The organism is Chitinibacter bivalviorum, assembly GCF_013403565.1.
In the GTDB taxonomy this organism is placed as follows: Bacteria; Pseudomonadota; Gammaproteobacteria; order Burkholderiales; family Chitinibacteraceae; genus Chitinibacter; species Chitinibacter bivalviorum.
In genome coordinates, this window is record NZ_CP058627.1 from 1722748 (window position 1) to 1740275 (window position 17528).

Genomic DNA, 17528 nt, shown 5'->3' on the forward strand with positions numbered 1-17528 from the left:
GATTATTTCAGCGTAATATCAAATGTACTAACGGAAAGGGGCGATATGGTTACTGTTAAATTGCCATTTTTAATTGCAGCGAGCGAAGAGTTGATGCTTAAATTCACACGTGCATTTTGGCTTGCATCAACTGTGCGTAATTGTTTTTGTACAAGAGAAACATTACCATCAGCCATAACCATGCGCATATTAAGCAGTACTGATTTGGATTTAGCAGATCGATTTACAAGCCATACTCGGTAAGCACGCGGGTTATTAGCCACATTGAAAATTGCACCTCGAATTGCATACTGTCCAAGATGATCACCATCAAAACTTGAGGTGCTTAACGTTACAAGAGATCGCATAGAATCAGAAGGATTTAACAAGCGAAATAATTCAGCAATATTACTTGTTTGAAGTTCCTGATTATTATTTTCAATAAAATTCCATGGACCAGCTCTTAAACCGTGCCACATCGCACCGCGCACACCATTAATCTGACTTAAACCAATTAAAAAGTCCGCCGTAGATAAAACCCCTGAAATATCAGATGTTTGATACCAATTTCTCGACCACTCGGTATCAGAAGGATTACCTGCAGGCCAACGAGCATGCTCAGTAATCCAAACACCAGGATTAGCGATACCAGCCTGCTTCATCATCGCAATATTTTGTGCCAATTTATTTAAGCGATTGACGATACTTGGTCCTTCCGGAGGATTGTCATAATACATATGCAGAGCATAATCAGCTGAATATGATTTGAAGCGATTAACAAGGTATTTGTTATGCTCAATATCACTTGACATCCAATCAGGCTGATACTCTACTAACGGAATAACAATTTTAGCAGCAGGATCTGCTTGCAAAATATTCGCAACAATAGGCTCAGATCGAAGTGCAATTTTAAATGCATCCCATTTTAAGCGACCACGCTCTAATTCATTCCCAATTTCCCAATAGCGCACCCGATTAGGTGAGTTATCTTTAACAAAAGACGCGTAATTCTTTGCAGAAACGCTTAATTGCTCAAGTGGCGACTCTTCGGCATTAAAACCCACTACATTAGCAATATGCCACGTTGTTTTAGCCCCTAATTTTCCCAAAGCATTTGCATATTCTGCAGGGCCAAATAAGCATGGCGCAGGTTGCATCCAAGTTGTCACACTTAGCAGAGGGCGTAGTTTTGTATTATTTGTACAATCAAGCCAATTAATTTCATTGACACCACCGCCATAACGTATCAATTGCACTGATGAATACTTCAATTTGGATAATGCATCATCAGTTAAATTTCCGGAGGAGTCAGCTAAACTTACTTGGCTTTCCCACCACAAAGAATGAATACCAAATAAATTTTTGAGATCTGTTTTAGAATCAACAAAGCTGGGAGTGGCAACTAAACGAGTTTCACCTTCAGTAATGTCAAATGTATTTCCTTCACTCTGGCTGCATGCGCTTAACAACACTAAAGAAAAAATTGCAAATAGATTTTTCATCATTTAATTATACCCACATCCTTTGTATTCTCACCTTGCCCATTTGCACCATAGAATGCAATAAGTCCGATTGAAAACCAAAACAAATATTGCATACTCACCCCAGCAACAACCGAAGGTTGATATGGCAGCATTGCTAAAAACACTAACAACCATGATTTCATGCCTACCATTAACCAGCGTACCCACGGAGATACAGTCTGACTCCGAGACAATCTAAAGGCTTCAATAAAAGCCGCAATAATCATTGATATAAATGCGATTGTACCTATTAGACCGAAATTCCAAAGTAGAATGCAAATTGCAGTTGAATCTAAGCCTAGACCATATTTAATTACAGCAGGTCCAGGCCCGGCGAGAAAACTGCTTGGTGTGACTGCCCCTGGACCAAATCCAATAAATGAATTTAAAAGTGGCATAGTTGCAAATGCCTGCTCACCCCAATATTGTATATTCCCCATCCGACCGCGATGTTCAGCATCAATTTTAAAGTTCGGATCAAACGAATAAGTAAATGCATGTAATAACTCCCCATCACTTGTCCAATAGCGTATCGAGTAGACAAGGCAAATGACACTTAAAGCAATGCCGATTAATCCAATCATTTTCAACATTGACTTAGAAATACCACCTGGTATTTTCCATACAATTACAAGCAACATCAAAGGCAGCAAAACAATGACAATTTTAGTTTCAGCCAATCCAATCGCCACTAAAGCGGAGATAAGCGCAGCCCAGAGCCATAATTTTTTTAATAGTCTTTGCTCTACTAGCAAATAAACCATCATCAGTACCATCACCGTGAAGCACGCCATTTCACCGGTATAGCCTCCACCTAAGGGATTACCTCCAAAAGACCCCACAATAACTTCAGCTTCACCACCGACAAATGCGCGAGAAGCGAGCCGTTTTGGCACCACAATCAATTGCTCTGCCACACAAAATAACCACTGAACACAGCCAATCCATAGTATTGCTTTAAAACATTGCTCAACTGTCGAAGATGAGAGATAGCCCAATGCAACAACACAAAAAACAGCGATAAAAGGTAAAAAGGCTCTCAGACCTACCAACAGTTGCCCAGCAGAATTAAAATTTACAAGTGCGGAAAACACTAAAGTCATTAAATATACATACAGCGATAAATATAACAAAGTGCGATAAGGAGAGTTTATCGATGTTATTTTACAAATATGAGGCCGCGTAAACAACATCGAGATAAATAGCGCCGCAGCTAAAAGCGAAGCTGCCCAATTGGCCTGACCAAAACCCAAGAAAATTTCTAAACTTCCGCAGATGACTAAACTGGCACCTAGAACTGTATAAGCCAGCCATTTTATATTACTAATTAAACCAGCCCCTAGCAGCAAAGCTATAAGTGCGAATATAACTAAATAGCTCCCAAAGGCAGCGGCCAGCCCAAGCGCGATTGAAACAAAAAATGCAGCACTGTAAAGCGCCAATTGGCGCCCGGCAATTTTACCCATAGCTGGCCTCTCTAATCCTATCAATTTCAACTAATTGTTTTTAATAATTGGGCGGATCTCGACGCGTTCCTCTTACAATCAGGTAGTTTCTCTGCTAAATAACTTTTAATCTCAGCCTGATTATTTGTCAGAATAGAAAAATGTTCCAATAGTGATTCACTGGTGACTTTGGGGGTTTCTAAGACATAATTCAGATGACCGAATAAATCTTGATTAATGCCTTTTGCCTTGATGCTGTATGCAATTGAAGTCGTTGGCACAGCTTGGGATAGCGCAGCTACGGTGGCATGCGTACGCGCGCCCATAAAATAATGGCAGCGGCGAATTACGTCTTTGAGTTGAGCTGCATTTAGATTGCGTGGCAACATTTGTACATGCTGCTCACCAAATCCTGCTGCTCGTATGCGCTGCAAGATTTTGCTCATATATGCCGAGTCACTGTTTTCTTCAACGCCACTCAGTGGGTCTACATGCGGTACTAGCATGACATTGACCTCACCTTGCTTGAGCGTAGCGAGCAAAAAATTAACGACTTCTGTATCCAGAGCTGACTTAGCATCCGCGTCTTCACGAAAATTACGGATCAAGGGGCTCACATTAAATCCCAGCACTGGTTTTTCTTGCTGAAAAAGTTGCAAAGTATTAGCAGGCGCCTGCTCAAAATCCAATACAAATGCTGAATCAACGACCAATTCAACATGATCAATACCTAAACTTTGCAAATATTTAAGTGATGCAGTTTCTCGCACGGTAATCAAAGAAAAACGACGTAAGAAATCTCGCATTTTGGCTTCAACCACGGGCATTTTACTAAATGGGCCCACTGAGCCGGCCCACAATACAGTGGTCTTGCCAGCATCCATTGCAGTCTCACAAATGCGCATCCAGTAATACAGTGAACCTAAACCATAATCGAGAGAAATAATATCGCCCCCCGTCATCACCAATACATCAGAGCTGAGGATGGTCTCACGCGTCGATGCGGTTACTTTGTATTTGGGTGGCATCCCATCTAGTGCAGGAATGAAACGACGCGCCCTACTCCACCAGCGAATCGCACTTGGAATCGGCTCAGCGGGTACAAATTGCACACCACATTTATTGGCATCTGGCCATTGAGCGCTGTCTTTCTTGATATCATGACTAGGTACTATAAATTGGCTATTTGGGATGTGCTGCAAAATAGTTTTCACATTGGCACGAATTAAGGCCTCACAACCGCGATTACCGAAATTATCTTGTCCTGCAAAATAGATCTTAGACATATGGTTCTACTATTTATGATTTGAAATTAAGAATGAGTAATTAAGGTGTTTTCTAACGCTCTGCGCGCTGAACGCGGTACTCTCGCGGTGTTTGCAGCATAACCAACTAATAAATACATAATGATTCGTTCGGCTTGCGGAATTTCTCCATCGCGATGCGCCGCCTTATCTTGAGCGGGCTCAGCGCACCAATTAAGGCAGCAGGTTGATAGCCCTTGCGCCTGTAATGCATAAAGTAAGTTCATCGAGAATAGCCCACCATCAACATACGGTTGATTACGCTCGGATGCATCGAAAAAAGTATTCGCGTCAGAAGTAATAATCAGCAACATAGGTGCAGTATGGCCAAAACCACGATTTCCATTCTGCAAACTAAGTAATCTCTCAATTTTGTCTTTTGCACTGTAAAGATGCACCCTACACGGCTGACGATTGCAAGCGCTGGGACTTAATTGCGCTAAAGAGATTGCTCGTTCAATAAGGAGAGGATCAATTGACTGATCAGAAAATTCGCGAACACTTCTCCGTGCTAAAACTAATTTTTCATACGCAGGTAATGCATCGTCTGGATTTATAGTTATGATATTTTGTGGGGTTTCCAGCTCAATTTTAATTTTTGCATGCGCTGCGAGTTGTTGATCCAAGCGGCGCAGTAGAATTTCGCCTTTTTTGGGTGGAGTTTGACTAAGACGCATGCGATAAGCTCGCAACGTCTCTATTGCTCCACAATAAATTGGATCATTAACTGAATAACCCATCTCATACCATGACTGCAATAAATCAATCGTAGCAATAGCAGGATCATAGCCAAAAAAGCGCTTCTCACCTGGCATGCAAAGCCCTTTTTCCAATTTATGGAACTGGAATAGCAGTTCAGAGCTAATTACTGAATATTGAGTTTGATTTCCACCCGTCCAACTCATATGTTTAAACGTATGTGTTACATCATAAGCAAAGAATGAGAGCTTTCTTGCTCTATGATAGAAAGCACGAGATCCATTATAAATTGATTTCAAGCTCCTATTTTCCTGCATTTTTTCACGGATGAATTTTTTAAGCATTGTTTAACCTGAGTATCTTAACTAGTTTTGCTGGTAGAACAGATGCCAGCCATTGTTTTTCTTGCAATGAAAAAACACCTGTAAAATAAATCACAACAAAGAAAAAAAGGCCTGAAGAAAAACCCACTAGCAAATCATACGAAACCATAAATGATGTGACTATGTAACCAAAGAGTAATGCAAGAAGCATTGCATTCAATATTTTTAACAGGCCATGATATTCAAACGCTTTCAACGCGTACTCACTTCTAGCCAATAATACATAGCAAGTAATCGACCAAATTAATTCACTAACTCCAAATGCAATTGCGACGCCCACTGCTCCATGTTCACGACCTAAATAAATAGCAATTGGTAAGCCCAGAACACTTAATGCTGTGGCATACAAAGGAGCCCACGATGTTTCTTTGGCCAAACAATACATCGAGAGAGTCGCATGCATGGCGATCGGCAATAGTCCCAACACAATCAAGGAGAGCACCATCCCCGCAGCAGGATAATTACCAGCAGAAACCTTTGATAAAATAAAATCCCCTGAAAAAAACAAACCGCAAAAAATAGGTGCGATAAAGATCCAATTGATCTTTACTAAAAAACTTAACAGCGCTGGGAGGATTTTATCTGAGTCTTCCTTTTTTGATGCTGCGACAAATATTGGTCGAAAAACTCCAGCAAGAATATTAGCCGGAATATAACGTTGCACGACTGCCGCTAAAGAATATGCAAAACCAAAGACCGCCAATGCATTTGCGCCAACCAATCCCGCCAATGTTATTTTTAGCGCATCAGGTCCATATGTTATTCCTAGCAACTGAGCGATAAATGCGGGCAATGCAAACTGTAACATTCTTTTATATGCAATACGTTCATCATTTGAAGCATATTTTGTAGATGAAGCCAACATAATTGCCAGCATCGTAATCGAAACCAAAGCGCCAACTAAAGTTACTCCAACCTCGATATATACAACATTTTGAATATTAAGCTCGCCTTGTAATGCAATAAAACCTATTGCTACCAGCCTTAAAACCGTCCGAATTATTAATGAAATCTGACTCCGCCCCTGGCAGAGCATAGAGTCAAATATAGACTCTATATAGCGAGCCAGACCTTCACCCACGATGATAGCAGCAACAAAAATCCCTAATTTTTCAGAAATATTGTTATTAGGAAATACAAATTTAAATATGCTCGGAAAAAAGGCCAACACACTTGCGACTGCAAGCAATGTCATTATTCTTAACACTACAAAAGATACGACAGGTCCGTGAGCTACTGTGATGCCATTGCTTAATTCACTAGCACTGATATAACGATATGCAGCCTGCAAAAGTCCTAAATTGCTAGCTAAAATTGCGATTTCAGCCACTGCCCAAATTGCAAAATAGATAGCATATTCTTGGGGCTGCAATAATCTAGATAAGAAGACCAAAACTAATAAACCACCAACTGCAGATATAGGGCGGGCAATTAGCATTGACAACATACTTTGTCTAACACGTTGTGTTGTTGCTTTAGTCACAAAAATATCACTAGGTTAATTTAAGCTAAAAGTACTTTTCCCATAAACAAAATTTCTTTTCTCATCTGGTAAAGCACGATACAAATCATTTATGAATTTTTTCTGTACTTCATACTCAGCTACTTTATCCGAACCCAGTGTAGAAACTCGAAACAACAATCCATCAGGTATTTGCCCACGCAAACCATATTTTAATTGGGCTAGCTTCCCTTCAACGCCGGTTGCGATTAAATAATCACCAACTGTAATCCAATAAGTAATTGGCTCAATCCTTGCTGCATTTTTAGCGACAAGCCGTATGGCATCCATTTTTCTTTCATTAATTTGAAATGTGGCTGGTATTTTTTGTTCTACAGTAAAGCCTTGAGCTGGATAACATACCTCTGGCCTATGAACTGAATTACTATCACCCTGGTCTTTGCCATAGGCGATGACCATCATGATTCTTTCACCTTTTTTATTAACATAAGTTCTACTTATCGTTTCAGAATATACTTTATTAAGTGTTGCTTGCATTTCGGCAGGAACCTCAATTACCACCTGATTTGGCTCAACTTTCCATTCTGCAAATTGTTCCGGAATCAATTTCTGAAAATCAATGCTCCTGTTATCCGCTATTTTTTGATACGGTATCAGTTTATAAGCAAGTAATGCAGTCCCCAGCATCATCACCATAAGCAACAACTGCGTCATTGACTTTTTCTTCATTTTTTTTCAGCCTTGTTTCTCATAAAAACGCCTAGTAAGGCATCTAACAGGAACATTCCGATTAGGGCAATTGCAAATAAAGCCATCCCCGCAAAATCATGGATAAATCCTTGCCCGGCTGCATCACCAAAATGAAATGTGACTAAAATTAAAGTCATTACACGAATAATATTGGCGGCAAATGCCATCGGCAAAATAGCTAAAATTAATAAGGTATTACGAATTCGATTGCTGTGATTAGTAATGAAAACGTATAAAGAGCCAACTGCCAGCAAGCTAAACATTGAGTGCATACCTGAGCAAGCATCAGCTACGAGCAATTGATATTGCCCCACTGTAATCAATACCCCACTTCGCGCAACTGGATAGCCAGCGGCATAGAGGACAACCTCTGCAATATGTGAGACTTGCCCCTTTAACGCACCAGTCAAAGCATCTACAACAAATCCTGGCAGTGGAATTAAAAAAAGCATAAATACGAGTGCAAACCAACCCACACTAATCGCACGCCAGCCTTTATTTAGGAGCAGTAAACCAATTACTAGTGGAATGAAAGATCCAATTTCCAACATTAAAATTGCTTGCGATCTGCCTAATATGTAGGCCAGCAAGGCAGGAATAATTACCCAGAAGGCTGCAAATAATTGTGGTTTATTTTCTAACTCAAATAGTTGATCTTTTACCTGCCAAAATAGCCAGAGCACAATTGCCAAAATAATTGGCCCATGTGCTTGATCATCGGTTTGCCACAATCCAATTGATAGACTATAGATAGTTGGTATCACTAATGCTAATAAGCCAAACAATATTAGGATATTCTGTTTCAAAAAAACGGCCAAATCGAATTGGCCATTTTCTGTTGCCGCCTGCAAATTTTGCATACTAATCTTCCTGAGCTAATACGCAACCTAGGATTTTGGCATTTGCAGACTCTATTTGCGTTTTTGCCAACTCCAAACCCTTTATTGGTGTTTTATTGCGTCCGGCCACTAAAATTGCACCTTTAACTCGCGAGGCTACCATTTGTGCATCAGCGGCGTCTTTTAATGCTGAAGTGCTATAAATCACAATATCGTATGCCTGCGCTAAATCGCGTGCTATTTGGCTAAATGTATCGCGAGATAATAATTCTTGTGGGTTTGGTGCTTTCGTGCCCGCACTTAGAATAGATAAGTCTCGGAAGTCAGTAATGCGCTGCACAGAGTCCAAACCGGCACGACCCGCTAATATGTCGCTCAGTCCTTTTCGATTTTCTATGCCAAACAGCTCATGCTGTGTTGCTTCACGCAGATTGGCATCGACCAGCAAAGTACGCTCACCTAATTGTGAAAATACAATGGCCAAGTTTGCAGCAAGTAAATCACTGCTGTTTTTCGCATCATAAGATGCCAATGCTATTGATTTATTACCACTCTCAATCCAACGTAAAACAATTTGACTTCGCAAACTGCGTAGCGCTTCAACCTGAGAATCGAAGGGTGAGTATGCGGCTACAAGCTTTTCGCTAACTTTACTTTGACCAGATACAAGGTAGGGGTATTCAAATTGTTGTGCTAAGACGTCTTGTATATCTTGCTCAGAAATATATCCGAGCTTGATTGCAGCTTCACCGAAGCGTATGCCAGTTTCTTTTTGCAGCAACAATACTTTTTCGGCTTGATTTACAGTTAATTTGTCATTATCAAGCAATTGCTGGCCGATATTGCCTTTGGCCATTTGCGTGATCGTGGTATTTACGTTGGCGTTCATGCTTGCGCTCCTACAGTGCGCCCAAATTTGGTTTTCTTGCTGATTTGCGGTGGCAATAAATCTGCCAAGACCGGCAATCCAAGCATATTTTCAATATCGTCTTTCGAGCGCACTCGGCGATCGATCAATTCAGCCAGCATTGCAAAGCCAATTGCAAGTAGTGCCCCCACAAATACTGCGAGCACTAAATTGAGCAAGGTTTTGGGGCTAGATTTCTTCAGTGGCGCAGTAGCTGATTTGATAATGGCAATATTGCTTTGATTTGATCGACTTTCTAGCATTGTTTGGCTGAAACGCTGCAATGCCTGATCGTAGCTACGCTGCGCATTATCGACGTTACGCTGCAGTACATCGAGCGCTGCACGTTGCGACTTTAACTCCAGCACTTTCTCTTTCTGTGCTTTAAGCGCTTCTTGTAAAGAGGCTTGGCGTGACGCTGAATTACCAGCCACGCTATTGAGGCCACCAGCATATTGAGACATCAGTTCATTAAGCTGGCTTTTTGTCGCATTGAGTTCCGCTAAAGCCTGTTGATTATGTGGATGGTTTGGGCCATTTTTTTCAGACAGCTCTTTATACTTGGCTTCTTGAACTGAAAGTTGGCCTTTAAGCTGTTGAATCAATGGGTTATTTAATACATCAGGCGCACCACTACCACCACGAGCACGCGATTGAGCATCGTAGGTTTGCGCTTGTGCGCCAACTAATTGGCTAGATAATTCATTTAGACGTTGATTTTCAATATCGAGACGTTCATCAGCACCGACAATGCCGTTTTCCTGCTGATATTGGGATAATTTGTTTTGCGCTTTTTCTAAATTAGCCTGCAAAGATTTTAGTTGCTCTTGGAAAAAGGCATTATTTTGTTGTGCGGCAGCGGCTTTGATGTCGACGGTAGTCCGGATATAGGCTTGTGTGAACGCATTTGCGAGTGCCGCGGCGAAATTGGGATCTGTGGCAGTATATTCAAGGTTAATTACATTACTTTCACGACTTGGTTTGACATCCAAACCCTTTAATAATGATTCCGCAAACCAATTTCGGATATCGCCACGTCCTTCTGTCGCTTCCTGAAATTGTGCTTGCGCCTCAGGCAATTGCGTTAACCCCAAAGTATCGACAACTTTCAGCGCCGCATTCTGGCTGCTAATCATGTCGACTTGTGTCGCCATAAAGCTGGGCGCCATATAGCCAGCCACTTGCTGACCCGTTACCGGATCTGCTGCCTTGATATCAATCGCTAAAGTCGCTTCGGCAGTATATTGCTTTGGCAATAGCAGGCTAACAATCAAAGTTGTGAGCAGTACGGTCGCAAAAACCGCCAATGCGATCCATTTGCGTGCGCGCAAGATATTTAGGAATTGTTCAAAAGTCATTTCTTATATCGCTCTAGTTAAATTAGCGCTTGGATTAAATCGCTCGACTTCATTTCACTGGGTATACAGCCAAAGATCTTTCAAAATAAGACTTTCACGCAAATACCCACCTACACATCAATTCTAAAGACCGAATAAAAGCAGAGCCAGAAACTCTGGTCTCTGCATTTAGCGGGGTATAAGACTTAGAACAGACTTTCCTGCACAAACACCGTATCGTTCTCTCGCAGTAAGTCCGTTAATTTTGCATCGGTCTTTTCTAACTTACCGTCTGCATCTACTCGGTGGATTTCTACACTGCGTTTTGCTGCACGATTATTAAAACCGCCGGCAACTGCCAAAGCTTGCATCACAGTCATTTTTGGCTCGAGCTTGAATGCACCAGGGCGATTAACTTCGCCATATACATACATCTGCTTGGCTCGTGGCACAAACAAGGTGTCACCATTTAAAATGCGGATGGTACGCTTTTCTGGATTTGCTAACTGAGTAAGTAAACTGAGTTGAAACTCCAGTTTTTCTTCGCCTCGTAACACAACAACAGTATCGCCCCCCATCGGGTTAATACCGCCAGCAATCGCAAGCAAATCAATTAAATCAGTAGAGCTATCTAGTGCATAACGGCCAGGTTTATTCACCTCACCCAAAACAGCAACGCGCTGACTGCGATATTGCACAATCAATACATTGACGTTTGGCTTTTTAATAAAGCCACCCGCGCTCAGTTTCTTGCTAATTAATGATTCTGCTTCGGTGTAATCCAGCCCAGCTAATTTAACTTCGCCAATGAGAGGGAAAGCTAAAGAACCCTCATTATTGAGTTGTACTTCGGTCGTCAGATCTGGATGATCATAAACCTGAATCTTGACGACATCACCCGCGCCCAATACGTACTCCCCTTTCGGCGCAGCCAAAACTAAAGTACTAATCATGGTTAAGAAGCAAAACCATAAAGCTACACCAAAAGATTTGCGCATTATTTCAACCCTTTCAAACCTGCTTTAAGACTTTCATCCGTCGCCGAGCCTGCTTCTGCATTTGGTTTAGGTGCTTGTGCCGTTTCAGATGCAAAACGCTGTAAATATTCAATCTTAGCTGCACCTTTCAATGCTTTCATTTTTGCCTCAGCTTGCGTTTGGGCTTCGTTATTACCTAAATAACGTTTAATCATTGGCTCTGCTTCTTTTGGTGCTATTGGAGCTGGTACTGTCGCTTTCAATTGCAACAAGACCATTTTGTCACCTTCTTGCAGCGCCAAAATATCACCCATATTCATCGCAGCAAATTTTGGCAGCATAGCCATTGGCAATTGTTCAGCTGCACGTGCAGTTTCATTGGTAGTGAACTGAATATGCGCGGCATCCAAGGCGGATTTAACTTGTGCTGCCGTTGTTGCGGTATCTAGTGATTTTGCTACGGCATCATTGTATGAGGCTTTGTCGAGTACAAATGTGACAAATTCATAATTTTTACGCTCGGCAAATAACGCGGGGTTTTTTGCATAAAAATCATCAATGGCTGATTTTGATGGCTCAGTTGGTTTTCCGATTACACGCTCAGCCGCAGCTTGAGCCAGAATTTGTCGTTTCGCATTTTCAATGGCTTGCAATACATTGGGCTCGCGATCTAATTTAAGTTCAGAAGCCTTTTGTACTAATAATTCTTGATCAATGAGTTGATCTAGTACTTGTTGTTTTTGCGAGGCTTGTGCATTTGGAATTTGGCCCAAGACAAAATTCAACTGATGCACGGTAATTTCTGCATCATTTACTTTAGCCAATACTTGGCTTGGCGATTTTTTTTCATCTTTGTCATTACATGCAGTCAATGAACATGCAATCAGTACAGCAAGAACCAGTGGTTTTACATTCATTGTGATCATCCTAATTTAAAATGCATTCCGATCGCGGAACATCATTGTTGCAGTTTGCCAAATTATCTTTACGTCCAACCAAACAGACCAATTGCGTAAATAATCAAGATCGTATTCAACCCGGCGCTGCATTTTTTCCAGTGTATCAGTTTCACCGCGGTAGCCGTTCACTTGCGCCCAACCGGTAATACCCGGTCTAACTTTATGCCGAATCATATAACCACGAATCAACTGTCGATATTGCTCATTATGTGCATTTGCATGTGGGCGAGGACCGACAATACTCATTTTGCCTTCAAGCACATTGATAAACTGTGGTAATTCATCCAATGACGTTTTGCGAATAAACCCACCAATCGGCGTTAAACGGCTGTCGTTTCTCGTGGCTTGGGTTACTTTATCCCCGTCTTCCATGACTTTCATCGACCGGAATTTATACACCAACACACTTTGACCATCTTCGCCATAGCGTCTTTGCTTAAAGAATACAGGCCCTTTCGAAGTGATTTTTACCGCAATAGCGACCGCCAACAATATTGGCCAGATCAAGCTCAAGATAAACAAGGACAAAATAATGTCAGTGATTCGCTTCACGACACCATTCATACCTAAAAATGGACTTTCACAAATCGCAACTACCGGCACCCCGGCCACATTGTCAAAGCGCGCATTAATGAGGTCAAAGACAAATAAGTCAGGAACAAAATAAATCGACACCGTACTATCTTGCAATTGCTCCAACAAATCGACTACCCGCGGCTGAGCCGTCATCGGTAAAGAGATATAAATTTGCTGAATATTATGTGCCTTGACATAGCTATTAACTTCTTTTAACCCACCAAGCAATTTGCCTTTTTGCACATTCGGTAAACGATCTTCCGTACGGTCGTCAAAAAAGCCGACAAAATCCATTTTTAGGAATGGATGCTCCTGCATATTTTTTGCCAACACCAATCCTGGTTGGTTGGCTCCAATAATGATTACTTTCTTTGCATCTGCTCGTTTATCGCCATCGGGCCTGAGCACTAACCACCGAAACATAGCATGCGTAACCAATAGCGATACTGGCGCAACCACAAACCAAGTCAGGATAAATGGTGGGTAAAAATAATCATCAAATCCCGATAGTCGCCCGAGCAAAGTAAGGCTAACAACCACAGCTAACCATTCGAGTGAAAATCGCCCAACCCCCAGCAAAGGGCGTGAATATCCAGGCACAAAAAGGAAAACACCATCCAACAATAATGCTGTTAGCAAAAAAGCAAATGCAGCGAGCAGTAATTCATGTCCATCAGTAGCAATCTGAAACGGCACGCTTAAAGCATACAAACATGCGACAACCAAAATCGGGTCTAAAAAGAGCTTAAAAAAACTAACCATGGGCGCAGCGTTCGAGAACTCTCGAAAGCGATCCCCCAATAAGCTAGGGCGCTCAATATAATTGTCAAATAACCCAATTTCTGTTGCTTTCATCAAATGGGTGTGATCATCTTGATGCACGTTTATTTCGCTTTTTTCAACTGTCGGGTTAATAAGATAGTTACTCCCATCGCCATCAGCGCCAACGTTTCAGGTTCTGGCACAGGGGTAACTGGTGCTACCGGCTTTTCAACACTTGGCGGAATTACACTTACAGGTGGAATTGTGATCACAGGAGGAACGATCACTGCGGGCGGAACAGCGCCCCCCGGCGTGCTCGGAACAACTCCGAGAGCTCGTGAATTAAAGCTTGATATTTGACGCCCTATTCCTTGTGCAAATGGTAAAGAATCATGCATCGAAATAGTTCGTGCCGTTTGATATTGCCCACCTAATCCCTGCGTCACATTTGTAAACACTTGTTCAATGGCCGTTACGCCATTACGCTGGTTACCACCTAATACCCGAATCAGTGGATCGTTCAGCTCAGTAACAGGCTGACTAATTGCAGCAAAGGCTGAATTAGCAATAATTAGACTTAAAATACAACTTATCGTCTTCATAATAATCCCCTCTTAATAGTCATAGCGCACAAATACACCTGCTTGCGCATCATCGTAATCATCAAGGCCTTTATCCACATTGCTTGTTATATATTGGAAATAAGGATTGATAGATACACTACGTATTGGTCGATATGCTGCACTTAATCTCGTGGTGTTGTAATTTTGCTTACGTCCATTAATGCCTAGAGTACTTTCTCTTTCTTGTTGACGATAATTAAAATTAAATAACCATGACAATTTTTCGGTCATAGCCCATCCGCTAGAGAAATAAGCAGTGCGCTCTAGATTGCGCCCAGCACCATCATTAAATTGCTCAAAGTTTTGACCAACGCCAGCACTTACTTTTGTCTTATCGGTAATCTGCCAATTAAAACCTATATCGCCTTGTGGTTTTGACTCGGTTGAAGCCGTATCTGCTTTTGATTTCCAGCTACTTAATCCAGCATTCGCAGTGAGATTCAAGTTAGCAGTTACAGGCCACAGCAGCGACAAGCGCGTATTTTGCTCATGATATCCGCGTTTATCGGCGGGCAAAAATAAGTTTCTGAGATAGCTATAGTCTTGCCATTGGTGAATCAGACTAATCACCGAGCCTTTATCGGTATTAAACCGCACACCCAGTCCGTAATTGACAACCCTTGCATCTTGATATTTCAAATCACTATGTGTTTGTTCATCGTAACCAATATTTGCAAGCAAAGCCCAGTTGCTACTAAATAGCCAATTTCCATTCCAGCTCGCACTATTATCGTTAATCATGTCGATGATCCCATTACGGACATCTTCAAACGAATTCATGCTGTAACTGGCGCGCGCATTCAAATCACCAGAAAACTGACTGCCAACCTGCCATTTCCAGCCTAATTGGCCATTCCAAGAGGTGTAATTAAGCTCATCAAACTTCAAATATTGCTGCCTAGCTGCATTAGCTGCGACATACAAAACTTGGCGCGAAAGCGGCACATCAATGCGCCCGCCCACAGATGCAACTATGCTTGAATCACCACGCTGCCCATATTCACGGGTGATGCTATTGCTAGAGCTATTTGGTAGCAAAAATACATTGTCGTCATATCGATAATCAATTGCGGCATTCAACTTTAAGGTGTCGTCTGCATCATAAGCCGCAAAGCAGAAGGATGTGACCATCGCGGTGAATAGCCACAACTGGTTTATCGATAACGATGCTTTCAACACAAAATCTCACTTACACATAACATACGAACAAAAAAACAAAAGCTGACGTAGCCAACTCATCCAATTCGCATGCATTCTATCATCACTGAGATTAAAGTGCTGCTACAACAAAAAAACAGTATATAGGCACATACTTATACAGTTTTTTCTGGATTTAGCCCCAAAAAATAGGCTCAACCATTAAATTGACCTTAAACTTCGCACAAACATCCTTACTCACAGCTTCCGATAACAACTTCACCTGTTGTTGCGTTGCATCCCCCAGATTCACCATCACTAGCGCTTGCCGTTGAAACATCGCAACAGAGCCCAATGCACGGCCCTTCCAACCTGACTGCTCAATCAACCAGGCTGCTGCTAGCTTATAAGTTTCTTCACTCACCTTGTACTTGACGAGTGCAGGATATTGCTCGACCAACTCACCTACAAGTTCCTGGCTCACAATTGGATTTTGGAAAAAACTGCCCGCATTGCCAATTTCTGCTGGATTAGGAAGTTTCTGTAACCGGATTTGGCTAATCACGGTTGAGATATTTTTGGCAGTGGCTTGCAAGCTCTGTCTTTCCAATTCCTGTGCGACATCGCCATAATTGGTTTTAGCTTCGTACCGCTTCCTCAACTGAAACGTCACGGCAGTAATGCACCAGTCGCCATAACCTTCATGCTTGAAAACGCTATCTCGATAAGCGAAACAGCACTCTTCCCTAGCAAATTCTTTTTGCGCACCAGTTTTTAGATGAATCGCAGTTAATGAATGAAATACATCCTTAATTTCAATACCATAGGCACCGATATTTTGGACTGGAGATGCCCCTACAGTCCCTGGGATCAATGATAGATTTTCGAGCCCCCCCCAACCTTGCTCCAAGGTCCATTGCACAAACTCATGCCAGTTCTCACCTGCAGCCGCGGTGATATACCAATATTCTTCATCTTCATGAGTGAGCTGTCGCCCTTTGAGGTCCATTTTCAGCACCAGCCCATGAACCAGCTCGGGCAGAATGAGATTGGATCCGCCTCCCAAAATCGACCATTTGAATTGATTTAGTTTTGGGTCAGCAATGCAGTCAAGCAACTGCTGAGGCTGTTCGATCGATATGAAATACTCGGCAACTGATTGCAGGCCAAAAGTATTTAAGGAGGTCAGTGGATAGTGTGATTGGATTTGTGGCATGAGTCGCATGCAAGTGATCGGCAAAACGACATTATCTACTAGCTATTTAGGCTTTGGAAGAAAATATACCCCAATCCCGTATACAATCAAGAAGCACTTAATTACTTGATTTCATGGCAATACATCAAGGCCGATTACCTAGATTCCAGCGTGCGCAATACCATTTAGTCTCTTCTGGCCCCACTTCGACCAAAACACTACCAAATTTCGACAACCAGCGAGGATAAGGACCAGCCAATGCCACGAAGCTCACACCTAGTCTCGTTTCAATATTTTTTTTAACTTCAGCCAGTGGCTTCTTAATTAAGGCACCGACCATCAAAGCGCCCGAGTCGGGTAAGTTTACAAAGACCTCTTCCGCCGGATTACCGGCCAAATCGGCCTTTTGTGCATTAAACCATTCAGCCTCACCCCAAGTTCGTACTGGCTGATTCAGATATTGTCGAAAGTAATTGCGCCAGAATTCGGTGGACCATTCGCTGCGGCAAACCAGCGCATTTTCTACCTTATCGCCAAAATGACTTGGGAGTGCAGCAGAAACTGCAGGCATAAAAAAAGCCACCAGCGAGCCGAGTAAAATCAGTGATTTCAATCGATTCATTGGTGGCTCCTCACATCAGTTTAAATTTATAGGGTTTAAACCAATGATG

General features: G+C 42.0%; 16 protein-coding genes. All 16 read right to left on the reverse strand.

Annotated elements, in window-relative coordinates:
• Positions 1–2: 2 nt before the first annotated feature.
• Entirely contained in the window at positions 3–1484 is a 1482-nt protein-coding gene (locus HQ393_RS08105) for a hypothetical protein (protein ID WP_179358293.1), read from the reverse strand.
• Positions 1481–2968 carry a hypothetical protein gene (locus HQ393_RS08110; protein WP_179358294.1) on the reverse strand — a complete coding sequence of 496 codons (1488 nt, stop codon included), beginning with the start codon at positions 2966–2968 and terminating at the stop codon, positions 1481–1483. The genes HQ393_RS08105 and HQ393_RS08110 overlap by 4 nt, the downstream gene beginning before the upstream one ends.
• Positions 2969–2994: 26 nt before the next feature.
• Positions 2995–4233 carry a polysaccharide pyruvyl transferase family protein gene (locus tag HQ393_RS08115; protein WP_179358295.1) on the reverse strand — a complete coding sequence of 413 codons (1239 nt, stop codon included), beginning with the start codon at positions 4231–4233 and terminating at the stop codon, positions 2995–2997.
• Positions 4234–4259: 26 nt separating this feature from the next.
• Positions 4260–5294, reverse strand: coding sequence for a nitroreductase family protein (locus tag HQ393_RS08120; protein WP_179358296.1), 1035 nt, complete (start codon positions 5292–5294; stop codon positions 4260–4262).
• Entirely contained in the window at positions 5287–6816 is a 1530-nt protein-coding gene (locus HQ393_RS08125; protein WP_179358297.1) for an oligosaccharide flippase family protein, read from the reverse strand. Before HQ393_RS08125 ends, HQ393_RS08120 begins: the two co-directional genes overlap by 8 nt.
• 15 nt (positions 6817–6831) lie before the next feature.
• Positions 6832–7524 (reverse strand): exosortase-associated protein EpsI, B-type, encoded by a 693-nt coding sequence (gene epsI / locus HQ393_RS08130; RefSeq protein ID WP_179358298.1) that lies wholly within the window; start codon positions 7522–7524, stop codon positions 6832–6834.
• On the reverse strand, positions 7521–8405 hold the full coding sequence (gene xrtB, locus HQ393_RS08135; protein ID WP_179358299.1) for an exosortase B: 885 nt from the start codon (positions 8403–8405) through the stop codon (positions 7521–7523). Before xrtB ends, epsI begins: the two co-directional genes overlap by 4 nt.
• Position 8406: 1 nt before the next feature.
• Positions 8407–9273 (reverse strand): polysaccharide biosynthesis tyrosine autokinase, encoded by an 867-nt coding sequence (locus HQ393_RS08140; RefSeq protein ID WP_179358300.1) that lies wholly within the window; start codon positions 9271–9273, stop codon positions 8407–8409.
• Positions 9270–10649 (reverse strand): chain length determinant protein EpsF, encoded by a 1380-nt coding sequence (gene epsF, locus HQ393_RS08145; RefSeq protein ID WP_179358301.1) that lies wholly within the window; start codon positions 10647–10649, stop codon positions 9270–9272. The genes HQ393_RS08140 and epsF overlap by 4 nt, the downstream gene beginning before the upstream one ends.
• Before the next feature lie 185 nt (positions 10650–10834).
• Positions 10835–11626, reverse strand: a complete 792-nt coding sequence (locus HQ393_RS08150; RefSeq protein WP_179358302.1) for an SLBB domain-containing protein — start codon at positions 11624–11626, stop codon at positions 10835–10837.
• Positions 11626–12522, reverse strand: coding sequence for an EpsD family peptidyl-prolyl cis-trans isomerase (locus HQ393_RS08155; protein ID WP_179358303.1), 897 nt, complete (start codon positions 12520–12522; stop codon positions 11626–11628). Before HQ393_RS08155 ends, HQ393_RS08150 begins: the two co-directional genes overlap by 1 nt.
• 15 nt (positions 12523–12537) lie before the next feature.
• Positions 12538–14022, reverse strand: a complete 1485-nt coding sequence (locus HQ393_RS08160) for an undecaprenyl-phosphate glucose phosphotransferase (RefSeq protein WP_246307985.1) — start codon at positions 14020–14022, stop codon at positions 12538–12540.
• A gap of 2 nt (positions 14023–14024) precedes the next feature.
• On the reverse strand, positions 14025–14504 hold the full coding sequence (locus HQ393_RS08165; RefSeq protein ID WP_179358304.1) for a PEP-CTERM sorting domain-containing protein: 480 nt from the start codon (positions 14502–14504) through the stop codon (positions 14025–14027).
• Positions 14505–14516: 12 nt separating this feature from the next.
• The gene (locus HQ393_RS08170) at positions 14517–15704 is read right to left on the reverse strand and encodes a hypothetical protein (protein WP_179358305.1); all 1188 of its coding nucleotides are present in this window, start codon (positions 15702–15704) and stop codon (positions 14517–14519) included.
• Positions 15705–15858: 154 nt separating this feature from the next.
• Positions 15859–16878, reverse strand: coding sequence for a UDP-N-acetylmuramate dehydrogenase (gene murB / locus HQ393_RS08175; RefSeq protein ID WP_179358306.1), 1020 nt, complete (start codon positions 16876–16878; stop codon positions 15859–15861).
• 124 nt (positions 16879–17002) lie between these two features.
• Entirely contained in the window at positions 17003–17479 is a 477-nt protein-coding gene (locus tag HQ393_RS08180; protein ID WP_179358307.1) for a hypothetical protein, read from the reverse strand.
• Between the last annotated feature and the right edge of the window lie 49 nt (positions 17480–17528).